Annotated in this window: 22 protein-coding genes; 11 read left to right on the top strand and 11 right to left on the bottom strand. The window is 63.9% G+C overall.

Annotated elements, in window-relative coordinates; genetic code table 11:
* Nucleotides 1–64 precede the first annotated feature (64 nt).
* On the top strand, nucleotides 65–574 hold the full coding sequence (locus H3H51_RS16805) for a ProQ/FinO family protein (RefSeq protein WP_183090211.1): 510 nt from the start codon (nucleotides 65–67) through the stop codon (nucleotides 572–574).
* A gap of 163 nt (nucleotides 575–737) precedes the next feature.
* Complete coding sequence (locus H3H51_RS21380) at nucleotides 738–818, top strand: hypothetical protein (protein ID WP_183090239.1); 81 nt, start codon at nucleotides 738–740, stop codon at nucleotides 816–818.
* Here H3H51_RS21380 and H3H51_RS16795 read toward each other — a convergent pair.
* Nucleotides 808–1,398: a TetR/AcrR family transcriptional regulator gene (locus H3H51_RS16795; RefSeq protein ID WP_183090210.1), complete on the bottom strand. Its 591-nt coding sequence runs from the start codon at nucleotides 1,396–1,398 to the stop codon at nucleotides 808–810. The two genes, H3H51_RS21380 and H3H51_RS16795, sit on opposite strands and share 11 nt — an antisense overlap.
* 100 nt (nucleotides 1,399–1,498) lie before the next feature.
* Between H3H51_RS16795 and H3H51_RS16790 the strand changes: the two genes are divergently transcribed.
* Entirely contained in the window at nucleotides 1,499–3,235 is a 1,737-nt protein-coding gene (locus tag H3H51_RS16790; RefSeq protein ID WP_183090209.1) for an N-acyl-D-amino-acid deacylase family protein, read from the top strand.
* Complete coding sequence (locus H3H51_RS16785) at nucleotides 3,232–4,131, top strand: alpha/beta fold hydrolase (protein ID WP_183090208.1); 900 nt, start codon at nucleotides 3,232–3,234, stop codon at nucleotides 4,129–4,131. Before H3H51_RS16790 ends, H3H51_RS16785 begins: the two co-directional genes overlap by 4 nt.
* Nucleotides 4,132–4,373: 242 nt before the next feature.
* On the opposite strand, the gene H3H51_RS16780 is transcribed toward H3H51_RS16785, so the two are convergent.
* The 8 genes from H3H51_RS16780 to H3H51_RS16745 form a co-directional block, all read right to left on the bottom strand.
* Nucleotides 4,374–6,119: an amidohydrolase gene (locus tag H3H51_RS16780; protein ID WP_183090207.1), complete on the bottom strand. Its 1,746-nt coding sequence runs from the start codon at nucleotides 6,117–6,119 to the stop codon at nucleotides 4,374–4,376.
* Nucleotides 6,120–6,187: 68 nt separating this feature from the next.
* Nucleotides 6,188–7,822, bottom strand: a complete 1,635-nt coding sequence (locus tag H3H51_RS16775) for a methyl-accepting chemotaxis protein (RefSeq protein WP_183090206.1) — start codon at nucleotides 7,820–7,822, stop codon at nucleotides 6,188–6,190.
* 140 nt (nucleotides 7,823–7,962) lie between these two features.
* On the bottom strand, nucleotides 7,963–8,547 hold the full coding sequence (locus H3H51_RS16770) for a DUF3237 domain-containing protein (RefSeq protein WP_183090205.1): 585 nt from the start codon (nucleotides 8,545–8,547) through the stop codon (nucleotides 7,963–7,965).
* Nucleotides 8,548–8,616: 69 nt separating this feature from the next.
* On the bottom strand, nucleotides 8,617–10,488 hold the full coding sequence (locus H3H51_RS16765; protein WP_183090204.1) for a CocE/NonD family hydrolase: 1,872 nt from the start codon (nucleotides 10,486–10,488) through the stop codon (nucleotides 8,617–8,619).
* Nucleotides 10,489–10,566: 78 nt separating this feature from the next.
* Nucleotides 10,567–11,409 (bottom strand): TorF family putative porin, encoded by an 843-nt coding sequence (locus H3H51_RS16760; RefSeq protein WP_183090203.1) that lies wholly within the window; start codon nucleotides 11,407–11,409, stop codon nucleotides 10,567–10,569.
* A gap of 254 nt (nucleotides 11,410–11,663) precedes the next feature.
* Nucleotides 11,664–12,125: a DUF3237 domain-containing protein gene (locus H3H51_RS16755; protein WP_183090202.1), complete on the bottom strand. Its 462-nt coding sequence runs from the start codon at nucleotides 12,123–12,125 to the stop codon at nucleotides 11,664–11,666.
* Nucleotides 12,118–13,221 carry an extracellular solute-binding protein gene (locus tag H3H51_RS16750; RefSeq protein WP_183090201.1) on the bottom strand — a complete coding sequence of 368 codons (1,104 nt, stop codon included), beginning with the start codon at nucleotides 13,219–13,221 and terminating at the stop codon, nucleotides 12,118–12,120. The genes H3H51_RS16755 and H3H51_RS16750 overlap by 8 nt, the downstream gene beginning before the upstream one ends.
* Before the next feature lie 25 nt (nucleotides 13,222–13,246).
* Nucleotides 13,247–14,479, bottom strand: coding sequence for a serine hydrolase domain-containing protein (locus tag H3H51_RS16745; RefSeq protein WP_183090200.1), 1,233 nt, complete (start codon nucleotides 14,477–14,479; stop codon nucleotides 13,247–13,249).
* Between the two features lie 129 nt (nucleotides 14,480–14,608).
* Between H3H51_RS16745 and H3H51_RS16740 the strand changes: the two genes are divergently transcribed.
* Nucleotides 14,609–15,211 (top strand): TetR/AcrR family transcriptional regulator, encoded by a 603-nt coding sequence (locus H3H51_RS16740; protein ID WP_183090199.1) that lies wholly within the window; start codon nucleotides 14,609–14,611, stop codon nucleotides 15,209–15,211.
* 237 nt (nucleotides 15,212–15,448) lie between these two features.
* Here the strand turns inward: H3H51_RS16740 and H3H51_RS16735 are convergent, their stop codons facing one another.
* Nucleotides 15,449–15,916 (bottom strand): MarR family winged helix-turn-helix transcriptional regulator, encoded by a 468-nt coding sequence (locus H3H51_RS16735; protein WP_183090198.1) that lies wholly within the window; start codon nucleotides 15,914–15,916, stop codon nucleotides 15,449–15,451.
* A gap of 222 nt (nucleotides 15,917–16,138) precedes the next feature.
* Between H3H51_RS16735 and H3H51_RS16730 the strand changes: the two genes are divergently transcribed.
* From H3H51_RS16730 to mhpT, 5 genes are all read left to right on the top strand, one after another.
* Nucleotides 16,139–16,969 (top strand): p-hydroxycinnamoyl CoA hydratase/lyase, encoded by an 831-nt coding sequence (locus tag H3H51_RS16730; RefSeq protein ID WP_183090197.1) that lies wholly within the window; start codon nucleotides 16,139–16,141, stop codon nucleotides 16,967–16,969.
* A 55-nt stretch (nucleotides 16,970–17,024) separates the two neighbouring features.
* Nucleotides 17,025–18,473, top strand: coding sequence for an aldehyde dehydrogenase (locus tag H3H51_RS16725; RefSeq protein ID WP_183090196.1), 1,449 nt, complete (start codon nucleotides 17,025–17,027; stop codon nucleotides 18,471–18,473).
* A 137-nt stretch (nucleotides 18,474–18,610) separates the two neighbouring features.
* Nucleotides 18,611–20,491 (top strand): feruloyl-CoA synthase, encoded by a 1,881-nt coding sequence (locus tag H3H51_RS16720; RefSeq protein ID WP_328803676.1) that lies wholly within the window; start codon nucleotides 18,611–18,613, stop codon nucleotides 20,489–20,491.
* Nucleotides 20,488–21,720, top strand: coding sequence for a thiolase family protein (locus tag H3H51_RS16715; protein ID WP_183090195.1), 1,233 nt, complete (start codon nucleotides 20,488–20,490; stop codon nucleotides 21,718–21,720). The genes H3H51_RS16720 and H3H51_RS16715 overlap by 4 nt, the downstream gene beginning before the upstream one ends.
* 85 nt (nucleotides 21,721–21,805) lie before the next feature.
* On the top strand, nucleotides 21,806–23,014 hold the full coding sequence (gene mhpT / locus H3H51_RS16710) for a 3-(3-hydroxy-phenyl)propionate transporter MhpT (RefSeq protein WP_183090194.1): 1,209 nt from the start codon (nucleotides 21,806–21,808) through the stop codon (nucleotides 23,012–23,014).
* A gap of 92 nt (nucleotides 23,015–23,106) precedes the next feature.
* Here the strand turns inward: mhpT and H3H51_RS16705 are convergent, their stop codons facing one another.
* Nucleotides 23,107–23,322 carry a DUF1127 domain-containing protein gene (locus H3H51_RS16705; protein ID WP_183090193.1) on the bottom strand — a complete coding sequence of 72 codons (216 nt, stop codon included), beginning with the start codon at nucleotides 23,320–23,322 and terminating at the stop codon, nucleotides 23,107–23,109.
* A 939-nt stretch (nucleotides 23,323–24,261) separates the two neighbouring features.
* Between H3H51_RS16705 and H3H51_RS16700 the strand changes: the two genes are divergently transcribed.
* Nucleotides 24,262–26,550, top strand: a complete 2,289-nt coding sequence (locus H3H51_RS16700; protein WP_183090192.1) for a phage tail sheath family protein — start codon at nucleotides 24,262–24,264, stop codon at nucleotides 26,548–26,550.
* Nucleotides 26,551–26,561 lie beyond the last annotated feature (11 nt).

The raw sequence follows: 26,561 nt of genomic DNA, 5'->3' as shown, positions 1-26,561 counted from the left end.
GTTCCGAAAGGCTGCTTGGGGTAACCTTGCGCCACGAATCAACCTTGAGGCTGTGAACTGAACAATGGGTTTTGAGCAACTAGCTGAGCTACGTGGCCGCCTGCGGGCTGAACAAGAGCAGGTAAAGACGGATAGCACGAAGCAGCGCAAACAGAAGTCCTCCGAGGCAACGAAGCCTCGTGAGCAAGATCCTGCGGTTGAAGCGATCTGGCGATTGCAGAAGCATTTCCCATTGGCCTTCCCGGTCAATCCGGCCCCCAAGGTTCCGCTCAAGGAGGGCATTCTTAAAGACGCAGAACAGCACCTTGAACTGCTTGGAGTATCCAGCGAACAGCTCAAGCTGGGGCTCGCTTCCTGGTGCCGTGGAAGTCGCTACTGGGCATGTATGACGGAGAACGCGCCGCGCTTGGACTTGTACGGTCAGGCAGTTGGCGTGGTAACGACGACTCAAGCGCTGCATGCGAAGCAGCAGGCTAAACGCCACCGTGGACAAGTACGACGCAGTCAGTCGAAGCCGCGAGAGCGTATCCAGAACCCCGCCACCGATAGCGCTGCGGACCAGGTTGTGGACTAAGAGCATGCGCGCTTGGCATCGGGCAATGCACGTAATTGGCCGGTGCCCCTCAAACTGCGCTCAAGACGCTCAGTCGATCTTATTTAGCTACGGCAACTGCCATTTGCCAGAGAGCACCTCCTCCGTAGGCTGGTACATGCGTAGCAACACGTAGAACCGGTACCTGACCCTGCGCTGCGGCATTCTCGGTGAGCAGGCCTGGCTGGCCTGGGCCGACGAGGTGGCGCTGGAGCTCAAGGCGTAAGCGGCAGGCCGAACAGGCGGGCTAGTTGGATAAACTCCTGGCGGCTTTGCGCAATGATCGTCTCGGTCTTTGCCACATCATCACCGGTCAGCAGTATTTGCAGGCGCCGGGCAAAACCCAGGGCCACGCACTGGTTGGCCCACTGCTCGGCCAGTTGCGCATCCAGGCTGCCGGCCGCGCGCAGCAGCAGGCGGCTAAGCAGGTCGCGCTCCTGCTGAAATACCTGGGTTTCCAGCAAGGTGCCGAGCTCGGCATCGTGCAGCGCCTCGGCACAGGCCAGGCGCATGCTGCGGTTGTCCTGGGGGTCGCGCCAGAGATTGAACAGGGCGTCGAGCACGGCATTCAGTAGCGCCGCTGGCGACAGTTCATCGGGCAGCTGGTTGATGATCTGCGACATCCGTCCAGGCCCGCTGCGTTCGAGCAGCGCCAACATGATCTCGCGCTTGCTGGCGAAGTGGTTGTACAGCGACGGCGCGCGGATCTCTACGCGCGTGGCCAGCTCGCGCATGCTGGTGCGGCTGTAGCCCTGCTCGGCAAAACATTGCAGTGCGGCATCGAGAATGCGTTCACGGGTACTCATGGGGTCACCTTGCAAAACTAACGATCGTTAGCCTAAGCTCCGAGGTAGCTAACGGTCGTTAGTCTATTGTCAGCACCGACATCTTCCAAGGGTGATTGCCATGAATGTTGAATTGCTGATCCGCAATGGCCTGCTGTTCGACGGCTCCGGTGCGCCTGCGCGTCAGGCCGACGTGCTGATTGATCACGGCCGGGTGGTCAAGATCGAGGCCAATAGCAGTGCCCGTGGCCAGCGCGAAATTGATGCCGCCGGGCAATGGGTCTTGCCGGGGATCATCGACATTCACACCCATTACGATGCCGAGGTCGAAGCCGCACCAGGTTTGCTGGAGTCCTTGCAGCACGGCGTCACCAGCCTGGTGTTTGGCAATTGCTCACTGTCGCTGGCGATTGGCGATGCTGATGACATGATCGACCTGTTCGCCCGGGTGGAGAATCTGCCGCGCGAAACCCTGGCGCGCTGGCTGGATGGCAAGGTCACCTGGCGCACGCCGGGCGAATACTACGAGCATCTTGAGCAACTCAATCTGGGGCCGAATATCGCCAGCTTTATCGGCCACTCCAACTTGCGCATGGCGGTGCTCGGCAAGGATCGCAGCCTGACGCCGAGCACACTCAACTGGGGCGAAAAAAACTCCCTGCGCAGCCTGCTGCACGAGGCGCTGGACGCCGGTTTTCTCGGCCTGAGTATCGACATGCTGCAGTGGCACCGCTGGAAGGGCGCCAAGTACAACGGCGCGTCCTCGCCATCGCACTACGCCAGTTTTGCCGAGTTCCGCATGCTCGCGGATGTGTTGCGCCAACGTGGGCGCATCCTCCAGGCCACCCCGGATGCCGGGCGCAAATACATGGTGCCGTTGCTGGCTTCGCTCAGCCATGGCATCGGCCGCCCGTCGTTACGCATGAGCATGCTGACCAGCCTGGATTTCACCAATAACCGCCGCCTCGGGCCGCTGACCCGGAGTCTGGCTGCGTTGATCAACCAGGGGCTGCGCGGCAATTTGCGTTTCCAGTCGCTGTCGGTGCCGTTCGAATTGTGGAGCGACGGCTGCAACACGCCGGTGTTTGAAGAGATGCAGGCCAGCGCCTGCCTGATGAATGCCGACAGCGCCGCCCAGCGCCAGTTGCTGTACCGCGACAGCGACTGGCGCAAGCAGCTGCGCCGCGAATGGCTGAGCACCTTTGGCGCCAGCTTCCACAAGGATCTGGCGCTGATGCGGGTGGTTGCCTGCCCGGATCAGTCGCTGGTTGGCGCCACTTTTGCCGAGATCGCCCAGCGCCGTGGGCAAACCGGCGTGGACAGCTTTATCGACCTGATCAGCGAGTTCGATGAAAGCATTCGCTGGCATGCGGTGATCGCCAATGACCGTCCGGCCGAGCTGCGGCGCTTCTTGCAGAACCCGCATATTCAGCTGGGTTTTTCCGATGCCGGCGCGCACAACCGCAACATGGCGTTCCAGAACTCGCACCTGTGGTTCCTCCGCGACTGCCTGCTGAATGCCGATGCCATGCCGATGGAAAAAGCCGTCTGGCGGGTGACTGGCGAGCTGGCCGACTGGTTCGGCCTGGAGGCAGGGCATCTGCGCGAAGGGCACATGGCCGATGTGCTGGTGCTCGACCCAGAGGCGTTGAAGACCGATCTCAGTGGCCCACAAGAAACCACCGATGCGAACTTTGACGGCGCCATGCGCATGGTCACCCGTTCCGGCAAAACCGTGCGGCAGGTGATAGTGGGCGGTCAGGTGGTGCTCGATCAGGGCCAGGTGCATGCCGAGTTCGAGCAGCGCCGCTTTGGTCGCTTGCTGCGTTGCCAGCACCAGCGCGGGGTGTCGGCATGATCGATACCTTGCAGCAATGGCAGGCCCAAGGCCGCTTTTTGGATTGGCAAGACCAGCAATTGTTTTTCCTCGACAGCCGGGAGACCGAGCCGCAGACCCACGACAAGCCGGTGCTGTTGCTGGTGCACGGCTACCCGACCTCGAGCTGGGATTTCAGCCCGCTGTGGGCCGAGCTGTGTGCACGTTTCCGGGTGGTTGGTGTTGACCTGCTGGGGCTGGGCTTCAGTAGTAAACCGCGGCCCCATCACTACTGCATGAGCGAACAGGCCGATCTGGTCGAGTTCGTTCTCCAGCAGTCCGGCATCGAGCGCTGCCATGTGCTGGCCCACGACTATGGCGACACCGTGGTGCAGGAGTTGCTGGCGCGTGATCTGCCGCGCCCGCAATCGCGCTACGCCTCGGTGATTCTGCTGAATGGCGGGCTGTTCCCGGAAACCCACCATGCCCGGCTACTGCAAAAGCTAATGGCCGGCCCGCTCGGCCCGCTGCTGGCGCGCCTGACCACGCGCCGGCGTTTGCTGGCCACCTTCAGCTCGGTGTTTGGCGCCGCCACCCAGCCGGACGAGGCAACCCTGGAAGCCGTGTGGCAACTGACCAATTATCGCGATGGTCTGCACGTGCTGCCGCCGTTGCTCGGTTATATCGCCGAGCGCCGCACGCATCGCGAACGCTGGGTCGGCGCCCTGCAAGCTGTAAGCATGCCGTTGGCGCTGATCAACGGCAGCGCCGACCCGGTGTCCGGCGCACATATGGTCGAACGCTTCCGCCAGGTAGTCGGCCCCCAGCACTTTATCCGCGAGCTAGCCGGCATCGGCCATTACCCGCATCTGGAAGACCCGCAGGCGGTGCTGATAGCTTGTGTCGAATTCTGGCGGGGCATCGGGCTGGAGCAGTGAGTGCTTTGTAGCTTCGTAGAATGGGTTAGCCGCGCAGCGGCGTAAGCCAGCGCGGGTAAACAGCATGATCGATGGGTAAGCCCGCGAAACTCCTGGAGTTTCGGGGCTTTTTCGTTTCTGCGCAGGCCAAAAGCCGACCACCGGCCCGAAGAGCAAAACATCCTGGGAATGACCGCCTGCCAAGTGAGCGCCTGCTCATGAGCCCTTCAAAGCGGCCCCGCCAGAGGTAGGGGCAATGTCACTCACGGTGCGGCTTGGTAGACCTTCCGGCCTGCGAAGTAGGTGGACAGCACCTGCGTTTCGCTCAGTTGCTTTTCCTGGACGCTAAACACATCGCGATCAAGCACGATGAAGTCGGCCTGTTTGCCGGGGGCCAGTGAGCCGATCTGCTCTTCGAGCCGGAGGGTTTTGGCGGCATTGAGGGTGTAGGCATAGAACATCACGTCGCGCGGGATGGTTTCGCTGGCGTTGAGTACGCCCTTGGGGCCCTGGCGGGTGGTTGCCTGGGCGATGGCCAGCCATGGGTTGGCGGGGGAGACGGGCCAGTCGCTGGCGCCGGCGATGGTCGCGCCGGCTTTCAGCAGGGAGCGGGCGGGGTACTGGTAGTGATAGGCGAAGGCGCTGACGTAGGGTTGCACCATGTCGATGGCGTATTCGTCGCCGATGGCCCACAGCAACTGCATGGATGCGATCACGTTGAGGCTCTTGAAGCGGGCGAATTCTTTCGGGTTGACCAGTTGCAGGTGGGTGATCGAGTGGGCAATGCCGCTGTCGCCGGCCGCTCGAGCTTGCTCAATCGCATTGAGCGACTCGCGCACGGCCCGGTCACCGACGGCGTGGATGTGTACCAACCAGCCGCGCTTGTCTGCTGCAGTGACCAGTTCACCGAAGTGTTTGGGGTCGAATAGCAGCTCACCCTGCTTGAGCGTGTTGCTGTAGGGGCTGATGACCGCGGCGCTCTGTGCCGGGAACTCCAGTACGCCGTCAGCAAAGATCTTGATACCCGGCAGGGTCAGGTTGGGGGTGCCGGCAAAGCGTCGGCGCACTTTCTCCAGAACTTCCAGATCTGCCGGTTGGCTCTTCGGATTGGCGACCAGCAGGGCAGCGACATGTGCGCTGAGCTGGCCCTTCTCGGCCAGTGCCTTGTAGCCCGGGAGCACGCCGATGGTGTTCTCGGTGGGCTTGATGTCGAACACCGCCTGCCCAGGTGAGGCGTTGGCTGCGGGGTCCATCCAGCCGGTGATGCCGACGCTGTTGTTGTAGTGCACGGCTGCTTCGGCGCCGTGCAGCAGGGTGGCGTCGTCTATCGGCGGTAGCACGGCCGAAACCCTGTCCCAGCCGGCGTCGACCAGAAAGCCGCTGGGCTGCCCGTTGTCGAGCACGCCAATGGTGCCGCGCTGGGCTTCATCGAGGCTGGCAACCAGCGCCTTGTCGATGCCGGCCGTGCGCAACATCTTGGCGTTGACCCAGGCGGTGTGGTGGTCGCTGCCCATGAAGATCACGGCTGTTTCGGCCCACTCGCCGTGGTTGAAAATCCGCCCCAGCTCTTGCGCATGGGCCCAGTAGTTCGAGTTCATGCCCTGTACCTGGAGGATGTCCTGGCCCAGCCTGGCGCTGCCGTCGGCGCGCCACTGACGCAGGCGTTGTTCCAGTTCCGGCAGGCCGACGACTTGGTCCTGCATGTTCGCCGCGGACAGCGACAGGCCGCCGAAGATGGCGTGCGAGTGGGTATCAATGAGCCCGGGCATGACGCGCTTGCCGGCCAGGTCCAGCACCTGCGCGCCGCTATCGGCCAGTGCGCGTATCTGCTCATTGCTGCCAGTGGCCAGGATGGTCGTGCCCTGGATGGCCATGGCCTGGACGTGCGGCTGGGATTGTTCGGCGGTGAAGATCTTGCCGTTGAGGAGAATGAGGTCCGCAGCGGCGTGGGCGTGCGCGGCGGCTTGCGCAAGAAACAGGGCGGAGAGTGTGCTGGCGAGTCTTTTCATGGCTTTTCGAATGCTCAGGACGGTATGCGCCGAGGCGATATGCCGCGGCTGGGCGAAGGGTTGGCTGGCTAGAACTTGAAGCGGTTGAGCGTGAGCTGGAGTTCGGCCGAGTTGGCCTGCAGCGTGTCGCTCAGGGTTCTGGCGTGCTCGGCGAACTGCGCGGCTTCGTTGGCCTGCTGAGAGGCGGTGGCCAGGTTGAGGTTGATGTCTTCCACCACCTGCGATTGTTGCCGTGTCGCTTCGGCCACTGTGCGGCCCTGGATGCTGATGGCGCGCAGTGACTCGACGATGGCCCTCAAGCATTCCCCGGCCAGGTTGGCCTGGGTGACGGTGCGGCCTGAAAGCTTGTGGGTTTCGCCGATCATCGACACGGCTGTAGCGCTACTGATGCGCAGCTCGCCGATCATGGCCTGGATATCGGCGGTGGCATCCTGGGTGCGCTGTGCCAGCAGGCGCACCTCGTCGGCGACCACGGCGAAGCCGCGCCCTTGCTCGCCGGCGCGGGCCGCCTCGATGGCCGCGTTGAGTGCCAGCAGATTGGTCTGTTCGGCAATGGAGCGCACGATGGCGAGCACCGAGCTGATGCGCTCGTTCTGTTCCGCCAGCGAGTGGATGGTGTCGACGCCCTGGTTGATGAGCGTGGACAGTGAGCCGATCTCGGCGAGGGTGAGCTCGACGTTCTTCAGCCCGTCCAGCGCCTGGGTCTCGGCGGTGGAGACTTCCCTGGCAGAGGCCTCGGCATTCCCCGCGACGTCCTGAATGCTGTAGGTCACCTCGTTGAGCGCGGTGGCGATCAGCGTGACCTGCTGGGCCTGCAGGTCGCTCTGTTCTCTGGCCGAGGTGGAGTTTGCGTGGATGGTCCGGGCCGCCTTGTCGGTGGCGGTGGAGGCAACCAGCATTTCACTGATGATGCCGCGCAAGGTGGTGGTGAAACTGTTGAAGTCCCTGGCCAGGCCGGACAGCTCGTCGCGGCCGTCAGTGGCCAGCTGCTGGGTCAGGTTGCCGTTGCCGCGGGCGATTTCGGCCATGGCCTGCACCGTCCTGCGCAGGGGGCGGGTGATGCTGCGCGAGATCAGTGCCGTCACCAGGATCAGCAGCGCCGTGATCGTCAGGACGATGCTGCCCAGCTTGAGCAGCTCGCCGCGAAATATCGCCTGGATGTCATCCAGGTATGCACCGGTGCCGAGGATCCAGCCCCAGGGCTTGAACAGTGACACGTAGGAAATCTTGTCGGCGGGCTCCGCTGTGCCGGGCTTCGGCCAGCTGTAGTGGACGATGCCCTGTTCCTGGTCCCGGGCGATCTTGAGGATCTCGCCATTGATCGCCACACCCTTGGCATCGCGCAGGGCGCTGACATCGCGGCCCTCTATTTCGGGGTTCATGGGGTGGAGCAGCATGTGCTGGTCGAGGCTCTGGATGAAGAAGTATTCGTTGCCGCCGTAGCGCAGCGTGCGGATCATTTCGCGCGCCTGTTGCTGCGCGTCTTCACGGCTCAAGACACCCTGCTGCTCCAGGAGCTGGAAGCGCTTGAGGATGCCCGTGGTGTTCTCCACGGCCGTCTGGATCTGATAGACCTTGGAGCCATACAGACCGGCCTGGATCTGCAGCAGCACCAGGCTCATCAGCAGGGCAATGGTGGTCAGGGCAATCAGCAGAATCAACCATAGGCGCCGCTCTATGGCGATGTTTCTCAGGCTTGGCATGGTGCGGTTCTCTGTACGGCTCGGCTCAGGGGCGGGTTGCCAGGTGGGGCGGCGTCTCGGAGGCAGTGCTCAGAGGCGCTGGGAATGGGGGTGAAACTCGGGCGCGAGCCAAGGAGCGAAACGCTCGCGCCCTGGCAGCATTACTCGCCGCCGATCTGGTAAACGCTGATCAGCACTTCATGCTCGCTGATGCCGTCGATGGTGCCGTTGAAGACGTAGTCGTTGAGCCAGGCATGGGCGCCAGGCTGGGTCTTGAACTTGGGCGTGGTGCGGCAGTAGAAGTCGCTTTCCTTCATCTCCCGCAGCTCCAGGCCCTTGGCTTTCTTGGCCAGACCCGACTCGTTGAGGCGCCAGATGCCGGCGTTGTCGATGATGATGATCTGGCCGTCGTCGGTCTTCAGGCGGTACAGCGCGTTGATCATGGTTACGCCGTCTTCACGGGTCACCGACATGTCCGCGCCGCCCGGCACCACGGTGCCCTTCATGCCTTTGCCGACGAAGGTGCCACCGATGATCGGGTAGTTGATGCGCATGCCGTCCGGGCCCTTGCCCATCTCTTCACGCGGGCCGAGCTTGACGTCGATCTGCATGACCAGCTCGTTGCTCAGGCGGTTGGGGATTTTTTCCTTCAGCTCGGCGGCCTGGACCTGTGGCAGCCAGAGTGCGGCCATTGCCAGGCCTGCGAGCAGGCGCAGGGTGTTGCGGCGGGTGTTCAGTGCTTTCATGGGTGTGGTCTCAATTATTGACTAAGGAGCCACCCGCGCTGGGCGCGGATGGCTGTGGTCGTTAGCGCATCAGAGCGGGCGGCTGAACGCCGACAGCGGGTTGAAACGGCATGGCTGCTTCAGCACGGTGCCGCATGCCGGCATGGCCTCCGGTATGGACACGCCCGTCAGCTCGCCGAGTACCAGGCGTGAGGGGTGCTGGGCGTCATGGAACACGCTGTTGCGGCTCTGCAGCGAGTAGTAGGCGAAGCCGTAGCCGCCGGTGTTCGACGGTGCGTCGATCCAGATGCGCAGCTTCGAGCCCTTGCGGAACGGGTGGGAGAACGGCGGGATTTCCACGCGGCCCAGGGCTGGCACATTGGGCAGCATCGGCTGGATGCCGTCCGGGTCGTTGAGCTGCTGCGGGCGCACCTCGGTGGAGGTCTGCTCGTTCAGCTTGCGGTTGGACATGCGCAGCCAGCCGCGCTGGACGAAGACTTCCTGGTCGTCCGGACGCACCTCGGTGATGGTCACCTGGATGTCGGTATCTGGCGCCAGGAAGGTCGACAGCCAGATGTCCGCGCTGGCGCTGCCGTAGCTCAGCAAGTCGCGCTCGAACGCTGCGCTGGTGTAGGCCACGCTGCCATCACGCCACAGCGGGTGTTGCCAGCCCCAGGCATGGTCCTTCATGTAGGTGTTCACGTCCGGACCGGGGATCGGGTAGAGGTAGGCATCCGGCTTGCCGGTGCCCTGGCCACCCTCGATCAGTTCGCCGTCTTCGCTGAGGGCGAAATGCACCGGTTTCACCGCCAGCGGGTAGTTGTCGCGCTCGATGGTCCAGCTCGGGTGGGCCGTCTCGTCGGGCTGATGACGACCTTCGCGGTTGTCGGCCACGGTTTCCTGCCAGATTTCCAGGCGCTTGGCGCTCTCGAAGCCGTTCTGCTCACCCTTCACGAAGTGATCGAGGAAGGGATACAGCTTCTCTTTGCGGAAATGCTCGGACTCATACAGGTTGTGGCCGCCGCTGGTCTGCACCATCCACAGCTGTTGCGGGTTCAGACGCTCCTGGTAGAAGCCTTCGCGCGCCAGCACGGCTTCGTCTTGCCAGGCCTGCATGGACAGCACCGGCACCTGAACCAGGTGGGCGCGGTCACGCGGGGCGCGCTGCTTCATCCACTCGTCGTGCTGCGGGTGGCGGATCAGGTTGTACATCAGCGAGGAGCCGACCACCTTGGCCTTGTTTTCCGCGACCTGGGCCAGGCAGCGCTCGTCCTTCTCGCTTTCGGCGCTGATCTTGACCGCGTCCCAGCGCATGTCGACGAACCAGTGCCAGGCGGTGGTGAAACCCTGGTTGGGCACGCCGCCCAGCGACCAACTGTCGGTGTAGGCGTCGCCCAGGATCATGCCGGGGGCGATGGCCTTGAGGCCCTTGGGGCGCTCGGAGGCGGTCATCAGCTGCGACATGCCGGCCCAGGACCAGCCGAACATGCCGACGTTGCCGTTGGACCAGCCCTGCTGGGCGGCGAACTCGATCGCGCTGCGGCCGTCGGTGCCGTATTCCGGGCCGAGGAAGTCGAAGGTGCCCTGGGAGCAACCGGTGCCGCGGGCTTGCACGCCCATCACGGCGTAGCCGCGTTCCACCAGGTCCTTGTCCATCGCCACGGAGAAGGTCTCGTTGTCGGCCAGGTAGGCCGAGCCGCCGATGCTGCCGGAGTCGTAGCCGCTGTAGCGGACCAGTACCGGGAACTTGCCTTCGCCCTTGGGCAGCAGCACCGAGTAGCGCAGTTCGGTGCCATCGGCGGCGGTGAGGTAGCCGGTGATGCGCTTGCCCCAGAAGGCCTGGAAGCTGCGGTCAGCCGGTGGCGGGCCTTCCATGGGCGGCTGGGTATTACAGCCGGCGGTCAGCAGGGATAGGCCCAGGGCGCCGAGACACAGGGCTTGCTTGATAGGGGTGATCTGCATAAGTGACTCTCAAGTTTGGATAAGGTCGTCGCTGAACAGTGCGGGCGGCGAGGCGCGCCGCGCGCCCTGCATTGGCTTTCAGAAGTTCTTCATGGCCGAGAACACCACGGTGGCCTGGCAGTCGCCGCCCGGGCCGAAGTTGTTCTGGCACTCGGCCTTGGACAGGTCGGTGTCGATGTAGGCCGCCTTCCACTCGATATCGAAGACGCGCTTGGTCAGGGCTACGCCCCAGTCGCTGTAGCCGCTGCGGGTCTGGCCGCTGGCCGAGCGCCAGGCGTTTTCGTCCGGCGTCCAGGTGTGGCCGTAGCGCACGTTCAGCTTGGTCGCGTAGGGCAGGTAGAAGTCGTATTCGGCCCAGCCGATGGTGCGGTGCGGATCGCGCTCGGGAATCAGGCCCGGCAGCTGTACCCACGGCGGAATCTGTCCGGCGGCCTGGGCCGCGTGGGCTGCGGCGATCTCTTTGTTGGCATCCTCGATCGGCTTGGGTGTCTGCAGGTCCCAGGCGTACTTCACTCCGAGGGTGGCTTGGCGGTAGCTGAGGGTGCCGATGAGTTCGTCGAAGTTGATCCAGCTGTCGCCCGGGTACTCGTAGCGAATGTAGGTCAGTGAGAAACGGGTGTTCTCGCTGAGCGGCCGGCCGATGCCGACGTAGTAGCCCATCTCGCGGTTGGCCTGGGTGTCCATGTCGACAGACACGCCATAGGCACCTACGTACAGGCCGCTCATCTTGTGCACCAGGGTCGCATTGCCCTGGTAGACGGGGGCTCCGCCCATGTTCAGCGAGAGGCCGCCAACGCGCCAGTCGCTGGCGAGGCCGAGGTTGATGTCCAGCATGGTTTCGGGGGTCAGGTCGATGGCCTGAGCCGAGAGGGAGAGGCCGTAGAGGGTGCTGGCCAGCCCCCACGCTGCGATTTTGTTCATGCGGTTCTGCTCCAATTGTTCTGATTGATATGGCAGAGAAAGACACTGTGCTGCTTTCTTGTTGTTCTGTGGCCACGGCTGCAGGTGCAGCGCTGCCTGTTCCCCAGCTTTTTCGGGCGAAAAGAACCCGCCGGCACGAAATCTTCGAGCCGAATATTTTGTTGTGGCTGGGGAGTTTTTTCTGGGTGTGCGGGTGAGGTTGAGTGTCGGGCTGGGGTTGATCTCCTGTCTTGGGTAGGGTGGTTTGTGCTGGCTTAGTCGACCCGGAAAATTTCGATCCAGACCGCGTCTGCAGTCGGGTAGGACACGGTGCCGATAAACAGGTGCAACATCAGCCAGGCGTAGCGCGGATCCTCCGTGTGGAAGCGGGGTGCGCAGCGGCAGCGGTATTCGCTGTCGGCGATCGGCCAGCTGGTTTCAGCCAGGCGTGCCCCCTTCGCGGTCATGCTCAGCAGGCCGCTGTTGTGCACCTCGATGATGGCGCCGTCGTCGCAGCGCAGGCTGTAGCGAGCATCCAGCACGGCACTGCCGTCATCGCGTTCCAGGCAATAGTCGGCACCGCCGGCGGGCACCATTCCGACCAGCCCGGGGCCGGCGAAGCGGCCGCCGAGTATCGGGTAGTCGATGCGCCGGCCCTGCGGCGTATCGCCCTGCGGGATGCCAGGGCCGATGCGCACGCTCAGCGACATCACCAGAGTAAGTGTCGGCTCAGACATCGGAACGGATCCTGTTCCACAGACGGGTGAGCAGGCGCTGCACGACCCGGTGTGGCGGCTCGACCTGGAACAGCAGGTGGCGATCGGCCGCGGGCACGAAGAGGTTCTTCTCGGCCAGCAGCTGCGGGTCGATCAGCGCCTGGCTGGCCGGGTTGGGGTTGGGGTAGCCGATCTGGTTGGTGACGCGGGCGATCACCTCGGGCTGCAGCAGGTAGTCGATAAAGGCGTGGGCCTGCGCCAGGTTCTTCGCGCCCTTGGGAATGACCATGTCGTCCGACCACATCAGCGTGCCCTGGCGCGGCAGGGCCATGCGGATGTCGTTGCCGTTGTTGGCCGCCAGGGCCATGTTGCGCGCCGCCAGCATGCCGCCGGACCAGCCGAGGGCCACGCAGATGTCGCCATTGGCCAGGTCCTGCGGGTACTTCGCCGAGTTGAAGTAGCGCACATGGGGGCGGATCGACTTGATCAGCGCCTCGGCCTTGGCGTAGTCGTCCGGATTCTGGGTGTTGGGATCGAGCCCGAGGTAGTGCAGGGCAATCGGCACCACTTCGTTCGGGCTGTCGAGGATGGCCACGCCGCACTGGCTGAGCTTGGCGATGTTTTCCGGCTTGAAGATCAGGTCGTAGTCGCGCATGTCGACATCCTTGCCGAGCACGGCGTCGACCTTGGCCTTGTTGTAGCCCAGTAGAGTGCTGCCCCAGAGGTAGGGCACCGAGTAGCGGCTACCCGAGTCGAGGCTTTCACGCTGCGCCATGAAGGCCGGGTCGAGCTGGTTCCAGTGCGGCAGTTGCTGGCGCTCCAGGGGTAGCAGGGCGCCGGCGGCGATCAGGTTGGGAATCTGGCTGCTGCTGGGGAAGGCCAGGTCATAGCCGGCGGTGCCGGTCAGCAGCCGGGCTTCCAGGGTCTGTGGGCTGTCGAAGACGTCGTAGAGCACCGTGATGCCGGTCTGTTTCTGGAAGTCCTGCAGCATGTCTTTGGGCAGGTACTCGATCCAGTTGTAGATGCGCAGTTCTCCTGCGCTGGGCTCGGCGTGAGCGACCAGGCTGGCGCAGCCCAATAGCAAGGCCGTGGTGCAGTTCCTCAGTGAACGCTTCATGGGACGTCTCCTGGCTGGGTAGGGACTAGAGAGCATGAGCCATCGCACGGATCAGGCGAATCGTGTCGATATCCAGGATGCTCTCCGCAACGGGCATGCAGGACTGTTTGACGATCACCACCTGGTGGCGGAAGTCCACGTACAGGTACTGACCGTGGATGCCCACGGCCAGCAAGGCCTGGTCCGGGTAGACGTACCACTGGCTCTTGTAGGTCGCGCCGGGGCTCCACTGCGCAAAGCTCTCGTTGGCGGCGTAGATCGCCGGGTCGCCGCCGGCGAGTACGGCGGCAATCGCGTCCGGGCTCACCAGCTGTTGACCCTGGCAATTGCCGTTGTTGAGCAGCAGGCTGCCGTAGCGGGCCATGTCGCGCAGGGTGGCGTTGAAGCCGCAGCCGGTGACGTTGCGCCCCCAGGGGTCGGCGACGAAAAAGGCGTCGCGCTCACAGCCCAGGCCTTGCCAGATATCGCCCAGCATCTCGGCGCAACTGCGGCCGCTGGCGCGCTCCATGACCCAGCCGAGCGCTTCGGTGGTCGCCGTCACGTAATGGAAGAAGCCGCCATGCTCGCCGCGTTTGCGCGTTGCGGGCAGGTACTCGTAGAGCGACTGGCAGGCAGTGATGCCGGGCGGTGGCGCGATGAGGCCACAGGCATAGCCGAACTGCGAGCTGCCGGAGTTGGGGTCGTCATAGACCTCGTCGTACTCAATGCCTACGGCCATATCCATCAGTTGGCGTACGCTGGCGTCGCCGAAGGCGCTGCCACGGAGTTCTTCCACATAGTGGGAGGCCGGCGCCTGGTCGTTCAGTTGACCGCTTTGTACCAGCTCCTCGGCCTTCATCCCGATCAGTGACTTGGTCACGGAAAACATGATGTGGCGTTTATGGTGCTGGTGGCCGTTGGCGTAGAGCTCCTGCACGACCTCGCCGTTTTTCATCACCAGCCAGCCATCGGTGTGGGTGGCGGTGAGGTGTTCACCCAGGCTTACGTCGTGACCTGCTGCGCTTTCAAAGCTGAAGTCAGCCACTGCAGTCGCTGCGACCGGCAGCGGGGCGGGTTGCCCTGCACCGCGCTCAACCGTGATGTTGGGACGGATCCTGCCGAGGTTGTGAAAGGCCCAGCGGTTGTGTGGCGGCGTCATGAAGTTGTGCCAGGTCACGCGCTGCTCGGGCGACGGTGGAAAGCCCTGCATCAGGGGTTGGGCTGGTTCGGCGCCTGCACGGTAGGCGCCGCGTAGCGCCTGGGCAAAATCGGAACTCATGGGCGGCTCTCTTTGGTAGCGGTGTAATATCTTTATAATCATAAAATATTATAGTCAAATAAAATATTTGAACGAAATTGAAAATTACCTAGAATCAGCGGCTTAGACAGGCCTTCTGGAGGGATGGACGTGAGTGGATTGCGGCAGAGGCAGAAGGAACAGCGCCGCGAGGCCATAGTCGGGGCGGCCTTGGAGCTGTTCAAAGCGCAGGGGTTTTCGGCGACGACGGTGGAGCAGATTGCCGTGCAGGCCGGCGTTTCTACGCCAACGGTGTTCAACTATTTCGGCAGCAAGCAGGACATCCTGCTGGCGATGATGGAGCGCACCGATCGGAATGCGGTGAGCGCGGCACGCTTGCAAATGCCGTTGTTCGACAATGCGGTCGATGCCATGTGTCATCTCGAAGCGCTGATTCTTCAGCAGGAGCTGGAGGCGTTGCCGCCCTCGATCTGGCGCGAGCTGCTACCACTCGGCATGTTGTCATCGCGCCCGGAGGCGGCCGTGGAGCTCAACGCTCGCTTGGTTAAGGACATCGCGGATTTTCTGCGTGAGCTGCAGGGTAGGGGGTTGCTCAGCGCCACCTGCGATGTCGACTTTGTCGCCAATTTCCTCAACGACTACAGCTCCGTGCTGTACATGCGCCTGGTGCAGGACGAGGTCCCTGATCTGGAAGCGCACCAGAGGCGCATCCGCCAGTTGACCCAGACGCTGTTCGACGGCCTGGCGCCCTGAGAGCCTGTTCACGATCTCCTGGCCGTCGGCCATACCGCGTTAAAAACAGGCTCGGCAAGCCGCTTGCGGCTAACGCGCTTTAGCGCGGCCCGAAGGGCGAGTGAAACGAGTACTGCTCATTTACAGCTCGTAAACTCCGCTTCCTCGCCGTTTTGACCAGCCGAAGGCTGTTACTGGCGTAGCGCCTTGTCTGGCTCTAGTCCAAAAGATCGTGAACAGGCTCTGAGCTTCTGTGGATTAGCCGCGATACAGCTTGTGCAGTAGCGCAAGGAGCTGTTCGCGCTCCACGGCGCTGAGCGCGGCGGTGCTATCGACATCGCTTTGCGCGGCAATCTCCTTGAGCTGTTTGAGCAGCTGTTCGCCGGCCTTGCTCAGGAACAGGCCGTAGGAGCGCTTGTCCGGGTTACTGCGAACGCGCATGGCCAGCCCACGACTCTCCAGTTTGTTGATCATCAGCACCGCTTGCGGCGGCTCGATTGCCAGCGCCTTGGCCAGGTCGGCCTGCATCAGCCCGGGCGACTGCTCGATGATGCTCAGCGCAGTGAACTGGGCGGGGCGGATGTCATGTTGCTCGAGCTGGCTGGTCAGGTGCTGGGTGATCTTCATCTGCGCGCGGCGCATCACGTAACCCACCAGGCTGTTGAGCGCGGTGTCGAGCGGCTCCTCGAGGGCTGGCGGTGGCGTGGTCTTGGGCTGGCGTGGCATGGGCGATCCCGTTCTCGGTCGTTTGATTAACTATTGTAATGATTGATTCGCTGCGTGCCCAGCCTGCAGCAGTGTGGGCGTGCTTTATCTCCTGAAAATAGGACGTACGCCGGGCGTAATTTTTTATCAGAACGGCAAATCATCTAAAATTAGTTAATTGACATAACTAAATTGCCGGAATAGCTTTGCACCACCCCTCAGACAAACAAAAAGGTGTGTGACATGAGTAGCTACGAAGGCCGCTGGCAGACGGTGAAGGTCGAACTGGAAGCAGGCATCGCCTGGGTGACCCTCAATCGTCCGGAAAAACGCAATGCCATGAGCCCGACGCTCAACCGTGAAATGGTTGGTGTGCTGGAGACCCTGGAGCAGGACGCCGAGGCGCGCGTGTTGGTGCTGACCGGTGCCGGTGAATCCTGGACCGCCGGGATGGACCTCAAGGAGTACTTCCGCGAAATCGACGCCGGCCCGGAAATCCTTCAGGAGAAGATCCGCCGCGAAGCCTCGCAATGGCAGTGGAAGCTGCTGCGCATGTACACCAAGCCGACCATCGCCATGGTCAATGGCTGGTGCTTCGGCGGCGGCTTCAGCCCGCTGGTGGCCTGCGACCTGGCGATCTGCGCCGACGAGGCGACCTTCGGCCTGTCCGAAATCAACTGGGGCATCCCGCCGGGCAACCTGGTGAGCAAGGCCATGGCCGACACCGTCGGTCACCGTCAGTCGCTGTACTACATCATGACCGGCAAGACCTTTGGCGGGCAGAAAGCTGCCGAAATGGGCTTGGTTAATGAGAGCGTGCCGCTGGCGCAGCTGCGTGAAACCACCATCGAGCTGGCCAACAACCTGCTGGAGAAAAACCCGGTGGTGCTGCGTGCCGCGAAGATCGGCTTCAAGCGTTGCCGCGAGCTGACCTGGGAGCAGAACGAGGACTACCTGTACGCCAAGCTCGACCAGTCGCGCCTGCTCGACACCGAAGGCGGGCGTGAGCAGGGGATGAAGCAGTTCCTCGACGAGAAGAGCATCAAGCCGGGCCTGCAAGCTTATAAACGCTGAACCGTAGGGCGGGGCCTGCGGGCCTCGTTCGCAACCTTTTTATGCGAGGTTTTCCATGTTCGACGTGCCCCTGCTGATCGCCGGCCAGGCCTGTCCGGCCGCCGATGGCCGTACTTTCGAGCGGCGTAGTCCGTTCACCAATGAGCTGGTGTCGCGGGTTGCTGCCGCCACGCTGGACGATGCCGATGCTGCCGTCGCGGCCGCCCAGGCGGCATTCCCCGCGTGGGCAGCCCTGGCGCCCGGCGAACGACGCTTGCGCTTGTTGAAAGCCGCCGAGCTGATGGAGGCGCGTTCCGCCGAATTTATGGCAGCGGCCAGCGAAACCGGCGCGGCCGCCAACTGGTACGGCTTCAACGTACAGCTGGCGGCCGGCATGTTGCGCGAAGCGGCGGCGATGACCACGCAGATTCTCGGCGAGGTGATCCCCTCGAACGTGCCCGGCAGTTTCGCCATGGGCCTGCGCCAGCCGTGCGGCGTGGTGCTGGGCATCGCGCCGTGGAACGCGCCGGTGATCCTCGGCGTGCGCGCCCTGGCCATGCCGCTGGCCTGTGGCAACACCGTGGTGCTCAAGTCTTCCGAGCTCAGCCCCTTTACCCACCGCCTGATCGGCCAGGTGCTGCACGACGCCGGCCTGGGCGATGGCGTGGTCAACGTGATCAGCAATGCGCCGGAAGATGCGCCGGCCATCGTCGCCCGGCTGATCGCCAATCCGGCGGTGCGCCGGGTCAACTTCACCGGCTCCACCCATGTCGGGCGCATCGTCGCCGAGCTGGCCGCGCGCCACCTCAAGCCGGCGTTGCTGGAACTGGGCGGCAAGGCGCCGCTGCTGGTGCTGGACGACGCCGATCTGGACGCGGCGGTGGATGCCGCGGTATTCGGCGCCTACTTCAACCAGGGGCAGATCTGCATGTCCACCGAACGGCTGATTGTCGATGCCAAGGTGGCCGATGCCTTCGTGCTCAAGCTGGCTTTTCGGGTCGCCAAACTGCGCGCCGGCAACCCGCAGCAGGGTGATGCGGTGCTCGGTTCGCTGATCGATGCGGCTGCCGGGCAGCGCATCCAGGCACTGGTGGATGATGCCGTGGCCAAGGGCGCGTGCCTGGTGGCTGGTGGCGGGCTCGACGGCAGCGTGATGCAGCCAGTGCTGCTGGATGACGTGACCGAGCAGATGCGCCTGTACCGCGAGGAGTCCTTCGGCCCGGTCGCCGTGGTGCTGCGCGGCGAAGGCGACGAGGAACTGCTGCGCCTGGCCAACGATTCGGAGTTCGGCCTGTCGGCAGCGATCTTCAGTCGCGATGTGTCACGCGCGCTGGCCCTGGCTCAGCGGGTGGAATCCGGTATCTGCCACATCAATGGGCCGACCGTGCACGACGAGGCGCAGATGCCGTTTGGCGGGGTCAAGTCCAGCGGTTACGGCAGCTTTGGCAGCCGCGCCTCGATCGAGCATTTCACCCAGTTGCGCTGGGTCACGGTGCAGAACGGCCCACGTCATTACCCGATTTGAATCGTCCGCTTGGCTGCCGGTCGGCCTAGCGCCGCCCGGCAGCGTCCGGCTCGACATAACAAGAACAAGTCGTGCGCCCAGCGCAGCGACCCGATTGCGGGCCCGTGCGCTGGACGCTGAAAGAGAGGAAAGGCGAAGTGAATGTTGAATCTGTAGCGCAGTGCGGGGCGAGCACGGTGCGCTATCGCCCGGTGGCCATCGGCAATCCGGCCGTCGAAATCATCCCGGGCCGCGACGGTGCGATCTACCTGCGCCCGCGCGAAGACCTGGAGCCGCTGCCCGAGCGCCTGCTTGATCGGTTGCTGCACTGGGCGACGGTGCAGCCGGAAGTGACCTTCGTTGCCGAGCGCACTGCCGATGGCGCCTGGCGTCGCATCAGCTACGCCGAGATGCTGGAGAACGTGCGGGCCATTGCCCAGGCGCTGCTGGCGTATGGCCTGTCTGCCGAGCGACCGCTGGTGATCCTTTCGGGCAATGACCTGGAGCACCTGCAACTGGCGTTCGCCGCCATGTACGCGGGCATTCCCTACTGCCCGGTGTCACCCGCCTATGCGCTGCTGTCGCAGGACCTGGCCAAGCTGCGGCACATCTTTGAGCTGCTGCAGCCCGGCCTGGTGTTCGCCGCCGATGCCAAGCCGTTCCAGCGCGCCATCGAAACCCTCACGCCGGTGGAGATGCCACTGGTATTCACCCGTGGCGAATTGCCCGGGCGGCGCAGCGTCGCCTTCTCACAGTTGCTGCGTCACCCCGGAGGCGCCGAGGCCGAGGCGGCCTTTGCCGCGACCGGGCCGCAGAGCATCGCCAAGTTCCTCTTCACCTCCGGTTCGACCAAGCTGCCCAAGGCCGTGCCGACCACCCAGCGCATGCTCTGCGCCAACCAGCAGATGCTCCTGCAGACCTTTCCCGAGTTCGCTGCCGAGCCACCGGTGCTGGTCGACTGGCTGCCGTGGAACCACACCTTTGGCGGCAGCCACAACGTCGGCATCGTCCTCTACAACGGTGGCAGCCTGTATGTGGATGGCGGCAAGCCCACGGCCCAGGGCATGGCCGAGACACTGCGTAACCTCAAGGAGGTTTCGCCCACGGCCTACCTCACCGTGCCCAAGGGCTGGGAGGAGCTGGTCGGCGCGCTGGAGAGCGACGCCGAGCTGCGCGAGCGCTTCTTCGCCCGTATCAAGCTGTTCTTCTTTGCTGCGGCAGGGCTGTCGCAGAGTGTCTGGGATCGTCTCGACCGGATTGCTGAACAGCACTGCGGCGAGCGCATCCGCATGATGGCCGGCCTGGGCATGACCGAGGCGTCGCCGTCCTGCACCTTCACCACCGGGCCGCTGTCGATGGCCGGCTACGTCGGCCTGCCGGCGCCGGGTTGCGAGGTCAAGCTGGTGCCGGCCGAGGGCAAGCTCGAAGCACGCTTTCGCGGGCCGCACATCATGGCCGGCTACTGGCGCTCGCCGCAGCAGACTCTGGAGGCTTTCGACGAGGAGGGCTTCTACCGCTCCGGCGATGCGCTGAAGTTCGCCGATGCCCAGAAGCCCCAGCTGGGGCTGATGTTCGACGGGCGGATTGCCGAGGATTTCAAACTGTCGTCCGGGGTCTTCGTCAGCGTTGGCCCGCTGCGCAACCGTGCAGTGCTGGAGGGCGCGCCCTATGTGCAGGATGTGGTGGTGGCCGGGCCGGATCGTGAATGCCTGGGCTTGCTGGTGTTCCCGCGTCTGGCCGAGTGCCGCGCACTGGCCGGGCTGGCAGCAGGTGCCAGCGATGCCCAGGTGCTGGCCAGCGACGCGGTGCGTGGCTGGTTCGCCGAGTGGCTGCAGCGCTTGAATCGGCAGGCCACCGGCAACGCCAATCGTGTGGAGTGGGTCGTGCTGGCGCAGGAGCCCCCTTCGCTCGACCTGGGCGAGATCACCGACAAGGGCACGCTCAACCAGCGTGCCGTGTTGCAGGGGCGCGCAGCCCTGGTGGACGCGCTGTATCGCGGCCAGGTGGCGCAGATCATTCGCTACGGCGCTGCGTCATGAAGGGGCTGTATTGGGCCTTCAGCGACACGGCGATCCTGGAGGGTGTGCGCACGCCCTGGAGTGATTGCGGCGGCGCGCTGGCGCAGGTGTCGCCCATCGATCTGGGGATCAAGGTCGGTCGTGCTGTGCTCGAGCGCGCGGCCATCGACGCTGCTGCGGTGGAGTGCGTGCTGGCCGGCTCGATGGCCCAGGCCAGCTTCGACGCATACATGCTGCCGCGCCATATCGGCCTCTACAGCGGTGTGCCGCAGGCGGTGCCGGCCCTGGCGGTGCAGCGTATCTGCGGCACCGGTTTCGAGCTGCTGCGCCAGGCCGGGATGGAGCTTGCCGGCGGCGCCGAGCTGGCCCTGTGCGTGGCCGCCGAGTCGATGTCGCGCAACCCGATTGCCGCGTACACCCACCGCAACGGGTTTCGCCTGGGCGCGCCGGTCGAGTTCAAGGACTTTCTCTGGGAAGCCCTGCATGACCCGGCCCCCGGCATCGACATGATCGCCACGGCCGAGAACCTGGCCCGTCGCTACGGCATTCAGCGCACCGAGGTCGATGCCTTCGCCCTGGCCAGCTTCGAGCGCGCCCGGGTGGCGCGCGAGCAGGAGTGGTACGCGCAGGAGCTGGTCGCGGTGAGCAACGAGCGCTTCACGCTGCCCGGTTATCACGACCGCGCGATCGAACTGCCGCGCGGTATCGAATGGGTCGAGCAGGACAGCCACCCGCGCGCGACCAGCCTCGACGCCCTGGCGCGCTTGCGTCCGGTGCATGCCGGTGGTGTGCAAACGGCCGGCAACAGCTGTGCGGTAGTCGATGGCGCCGCGGCGGTGCTGGTCGGGCGCGAGTCGGCGGCTAGCCAGCCGGTACTCGCACGGCTGCTGGCCGTGACGGCGGTGGGGGTGGCGCCCGAGGTGATGGGCATCGGCCCGGTCGAGGCGATCCGCCTGCTGCTGGAGCGCAGCGGCCTGCAGATGGCGGACATCGACCTGTTCGAGATCAACGAAGCCCAGGGCGCCCAGGTGCTGGCCGTGCAGCAAGCGCTGGAGCTCGATGGCGAGCGGCTCAATCGCTGTGGTGGCTCGATTGCCCTGGGCCACCCGCTGGCGGCCACGGGCTTGCGCCTGTGCATGAGCCTGGCGCGGCAGTTGCGCCAGGGGAATCTGCGTTACGGGGTGGCGTCGGCCTGTATCGGCGGCGGTCAGGGCATGGCGGTGTTGCTGGAAAACCCTGCTTACCGCTGACGAGGCTGCTCTCGGTTCTGTCTTTTGCCGTCGCGGCGCCATGCGCGGCCTGCGTGACCACTACAACAATAAAATCGAGGTTTACATGTCCAGTTCATCCGCCGTTCAACGCAGTTCCCTGCGCACGATCGGGCTCTGTTTCATCGTGGCCCTGCTCGAAGGTCTCGACCTGCAGGCCACAGGCGTCGCCGCCCCTCATCTGGTGCGCGAATTCATGCTGACGCCAGCCTCCCTGGGCTGGGTCTTCACTGCCGGTCTGATCGGGCTGTTGCCCGGCGCAGTACTCGGCGGCTGGCTGGCCGACCGCTTCGGGCGCAAGCGCGTGCTGATCGTGGCGGTCATCCTGTTCGGCCTGTTCTCGCTGATGACCGCGCATAGCTCCAGTTACGAGCAGTTGCTGATTGCGCGCCTGATTACCGGCCTGGGCATGGGCGCCGCGTTGCCCATTCTGATCGCCCTGTCGTCAGAGGTGGCCAGTGCCGAGCTGCGCAACATGGCGGTCAGCCTGACCTATTGCGGTGTGCCCCTGGGCGGTGCCTGCGCGGCGCTGATTGGCATGTTCGCCATCGGCGGCGAGTGGCGGACGGTGTTCTACGTCGGCGGCGTGACACCACTGCTGATTGCCGTGCTGCTGATGATCGGGTTGCCGGAATCGAGGCGGGCGGAGCGCCGGCAACTGACGCTGGCCGAGAGCGCCAGTGAATTGCTTGGCCGGCGCCGTGGCCTTACCACGCTGCTGCTGTGGTGCAGCTGCTTCTGCACGCTGACGATCCTGTACATGTTGCTCAACTGGCTGCCTACGCTGCTGACCGAGCGTGGCCTGAGTCGCCTGGATGCGGCGGCTATCCAGGTGCTGTTCAACCTCGGTGGCGTGGGTGGTTCGCTGCTGGCGGGGCGACTCATGGACAAGGGGCGATCGCTGCTGGCGGTGTTGCTGGCCTATCCGGGCATGCTCGCCGCGCTGGCCGCCCTGGGGCATGTCGAGCTGTTGCAGGCGCTGTATCTGGCCGGGGTGCTGGCCGGTGCCTGCGCGGTGGGCGGGCAACTGATTCTCTATGCCCTGGCGCCGCGCATTTACCCCAGTGACGTGCGCGCCACTGGCGTGGGCGTGGCGGTGGCGGTTGGTCGACTGGGTTCGATGAGCGGGCCGTTACTGGCAGGGCAGTTGCTGGCGGCAGGGGCGGGGGTTAGCGGGTTGCTCCTGGCTACCTCGCCGCTGGTGCTGCTGGCGGCATGCAGCGCTGCAAGCGTGCTGCAACGTGACAGTGAGAGGGCGTCAGCCGCTGCTGTCTGAATCAGCGCCGGGTAATAGAGGGCGGTCCGCAAGCGCCAATCGCTATGAGCGAGCGGACTCCCTGAGCAGTAGCAACAGACTACGCCTGCTACTCAGCGCCAGAACGGCTTGCTCACTTCTTCCATGCGCTCGGCCGTGCTGATACCGATGTCGCCCAGTTGGCGGTCGTCCAGTTGGGCGAGTTGGCGACGGGTGCGGGCGCGCTGGTTCCACAGCAGCAGGCTGGCAATGACGCGCAGCGGCCATGCAGCCGGGATACGGCGGCTGGTGAATTCGGCGGGTTTGCTGGTGGTGAGCGTGCGTTCCATGGCGGCGCGTCCTTCCCGCTGGGCGGGGCAGGTTTATGGCAGTTCATGGTGGGCCTTGGCGTGTGGATGTGGCAGTCACAGCAGGGTTGAATTGTGCTGTAGCAGTTGCCGCACTTTTGCAACTGTACGTGTGCCGTTGCATTCAGCTGTGCTGCTACCAGCGCTCTTGGCTGCACGCATACCCGTGTGGGTGGCGCAGAGCTTTTCTGGGCGAGGCTCTATTTATTTGGGATATAGACGGGCAAGTCTGTTTCGCACTTTGCAGGTGGCGGCAGTGCTCGTTAGTGTTGATATGAAAGGCTAATTGGTACGTTGGTGTGTGAACTTATTTGTATGTCTGCTCGGCTGTTTGGTTGGTCGCCATAATTTAAATATTGTTGCGGTCATGTTGGGTGGGTAATTGCTTGTCTAGTTGTGGGTTTGATTTTATTCGTGTGCAATATTTTCGGATTTATATAAGGGTTTCTTGTTGCTGTTTAAAACAATTAATCCTGCCGCTAAAAGGTGATTTTCTTGTCCGCATGTGCAGGTTTATGCGTCTATTTCGGGGTTGATGCTGGCAGATTGCCTGCTTTTATCGACGATCGATTTCGATTGCACTCCTTTATAGCAAAATGGAATTTCATAATTTATAACGATGCTTAATGAAGTGCTGGCTATATGATGGCTAGTTATTCCCGGGTTCTGCTTTTTATTAAGTGGTTCAAAAAATAACGGCTCCAATATTGGCGCTTTATTAAATTCGATCTATAGATTTATGTGTCCTTCGGGCCCGGTAGTGCAACTTTCCATAGTGCTGCCGTGGCCAACAACAGTTTCCGGGCTGTGCGCTTTCCGGATGTAGTCGCGTTGCGTGTGTGGCAGGCAGCAGTCCTTGCTGGCCTCTGAAGGTATTCGCCATCCGCCGACCGCGGTCTCATCCTGCAAGGAGGCTCAGCCATGCCTGCTCAACTCAGCTATCCCGGCGTTTACATCGAAGAACTGCCCAGTGGTGTACGCACCATTACCGGGGTGGGGACGTCGGTTGCCGCCTTCGTCGGGGCTGCACCCCGTGGGCCGATCGACAAAGCCGTGCGCCTGTTCAGCTTCGCCGATTACGAGCGGCGTTTCGGTGGTCTGGCGGTGGATTCGGAGATGGGCTATGCGGTGCGCCAGTTCTTCCAGAACGGTGGCACCGAGGCCTACGCCGTGCGCGTGGTCAGTAGCGCCAGCACGGCCGAGACCACGCTGGTCAGTGCGGGTGCGGTGAGTGTGCTCAAAGTGCAGGCCTTGGATGCCGGTAGCGCGGGCAATGGCATCGAGGTCCGTGTCGATCACCGCAGCGGCATTCCTGGCAGCACCTTCAACCTCGCCGTTATCCGCGCCTCCGACAATGCGGCCGAGTTGTACGAAAACCTGTCGATGAATTCAGCGGACAGCCGCTACGCGCTGGACCTGGTCAACGGTGTGTCGCAACTGGTCAAGCTGACCCGCCTGAGCAACCAGGCCGCGCTGGATGCACTGCCCAAGGGCCTGGCATCCAGCGACACCCTGGGTGACCTGGCAACCGTGCTGGATGCCAACCACAACGAGCTGCGCATCAGCGTCAATGGCCTGCCGTCGGTCAAGGTGGTGATCGCCCTCCCGGCGGATATCGGCGCCGGCACCGTCAACCAGAAAATCGAATCCCTGTGTGCCGCCATCCAGAGCAAGGTCCGTGCCCAGGCCAACAGCCAGGCGGCCTACGCCAGCTTTATCTGCGAGCGGCCATCCTCGACCCAGACCATTCGCATGCTCTCCGGGACCACGGGCGAGTTCTCCAGCGTGCGGGTGCTGCCGGGGCAGAAGAACAACGCCAGCAGCGTACTCAAGCTGGGCAGCGCCGCCGGCGGGTTGGAAGTAGACGCGGTGGCGGCGATTCGGCCCAAACCGGTGCCCGATCCCGCGACGCTGACCAGCACGGTGTTTGCGTCGGCGGATCTGGACACCTTGCCCGACGCCACCCACACCAGCCTGCGCATCAGCCTCGATGGCTATGGCCCGGATGTCATCAACCTCGGTGACACCCCGGCCGCCGGCGCCAACCTGGCGGCCAAGCTGGCCAGCATCGCCGAGCGTTTGCAGGCGGCGGTGCGCGCGTTGAAACCGGCCAATCCGGCCTACAAGCAGTTCAGCGTCAGTGTGCTCGGCGGCACGCAATTGCAGCTGGCCACCGGCACCCAGGGTGGCGCGTCCAGCCTGGCGCTGACCGCCGCGCCGCTCAACAGCATCGCGGCCGATCTGCGTCTGTTGGCCGGAGCGGTCACCGGTCAACCGGTCAACCTGACCTTGCTCGGCGGCGATGAAACACCCTATGGCGCGGCCAATCTGTACCCAGCGTTCATCGCTGACCGGTCGACCCGTAAAGGGCTGTATGCCCTGGAGTCGGTGGACCTGTTCAATATCCTCTGCCTGCCGGGCATCACCGATACCGGCGTGCTGATGGATGCGGCGGCTTACTGCGAGGAGCGTCGCGCGTTCTTCGTGATTGACTCGCCTCCGGCGGCGGTAACGCCCGAGCAGATGGTCGCCGTCGTCTCCGGCACCGACCTGCCCAAATCCGACCATGCGGCGGTCTACTACCCCTGGCTGTTCATCGCCGACCCGTTGAAGAACGGCAAGCTGCGCCTGACGCCGCCCAGCGGCACCATTGCCGGGTTGTACGCGCGCACCGATGGTGACCGCGGCGTGTGGAAAGCACCGGCCGGCACCGAGGCCAGCCTGGTGGGTGTGCAGGCGCTGAGCCATGTGCTGACCGATGGCGAGAACGGCAGCCTCAACCCGCTTGGGGTCAACTGCCTGCGTACCTTCCCGGTCTACGGCGCGGTGTCCTGGGGGGCGCGCACCTTGCGCGGCGCCGACCAGATGACCTCCGAGTACAAGTATGTGCCGGTGCGCCGGCTGGCCCTGTTCCTCGAGGAGAGCCTGTACCGCGGCACCCAGTGGGTGGTCTTCGAGCCCAACGACGAGCCGCTGTGGGCGCAGATTCGCCTCAACCTGGGCGCCTTCATGAACAGCCTGTTCCGTCAGGGCGCGTTCCAGGGCAAGACGCCGCGCGAGGCCTACCTGGTCAAGTGCGACCGTGAAACCACCACCCAGGACGACATCAACCGCGGCGTGGTGAACATCCTGGTGGCCTTCGCTCCGCTCAAGCCTGCGGAGTTCGTGGTGATCAAGATCCAGCAGCTGGCTGGGCAAATCCAGGTCTGACCCAGGACTGC

This window comes from Aquipseudomonas ullengensis (assembly GCF_014174475.1).
Taxonomy (GTDB): Bacteria; Pseudomonadota; Gammaproteobacteria; order Pseudomonadales; family Pseudomonadaceae; genus Aquipseudomonas; species Aquipseudomonas ullengensis.
The sequence above is the reverse complement of the archived record's forward strand: the minus strand, read 5'-3'. Positions and strand labels throughout refer to the sequence as shown.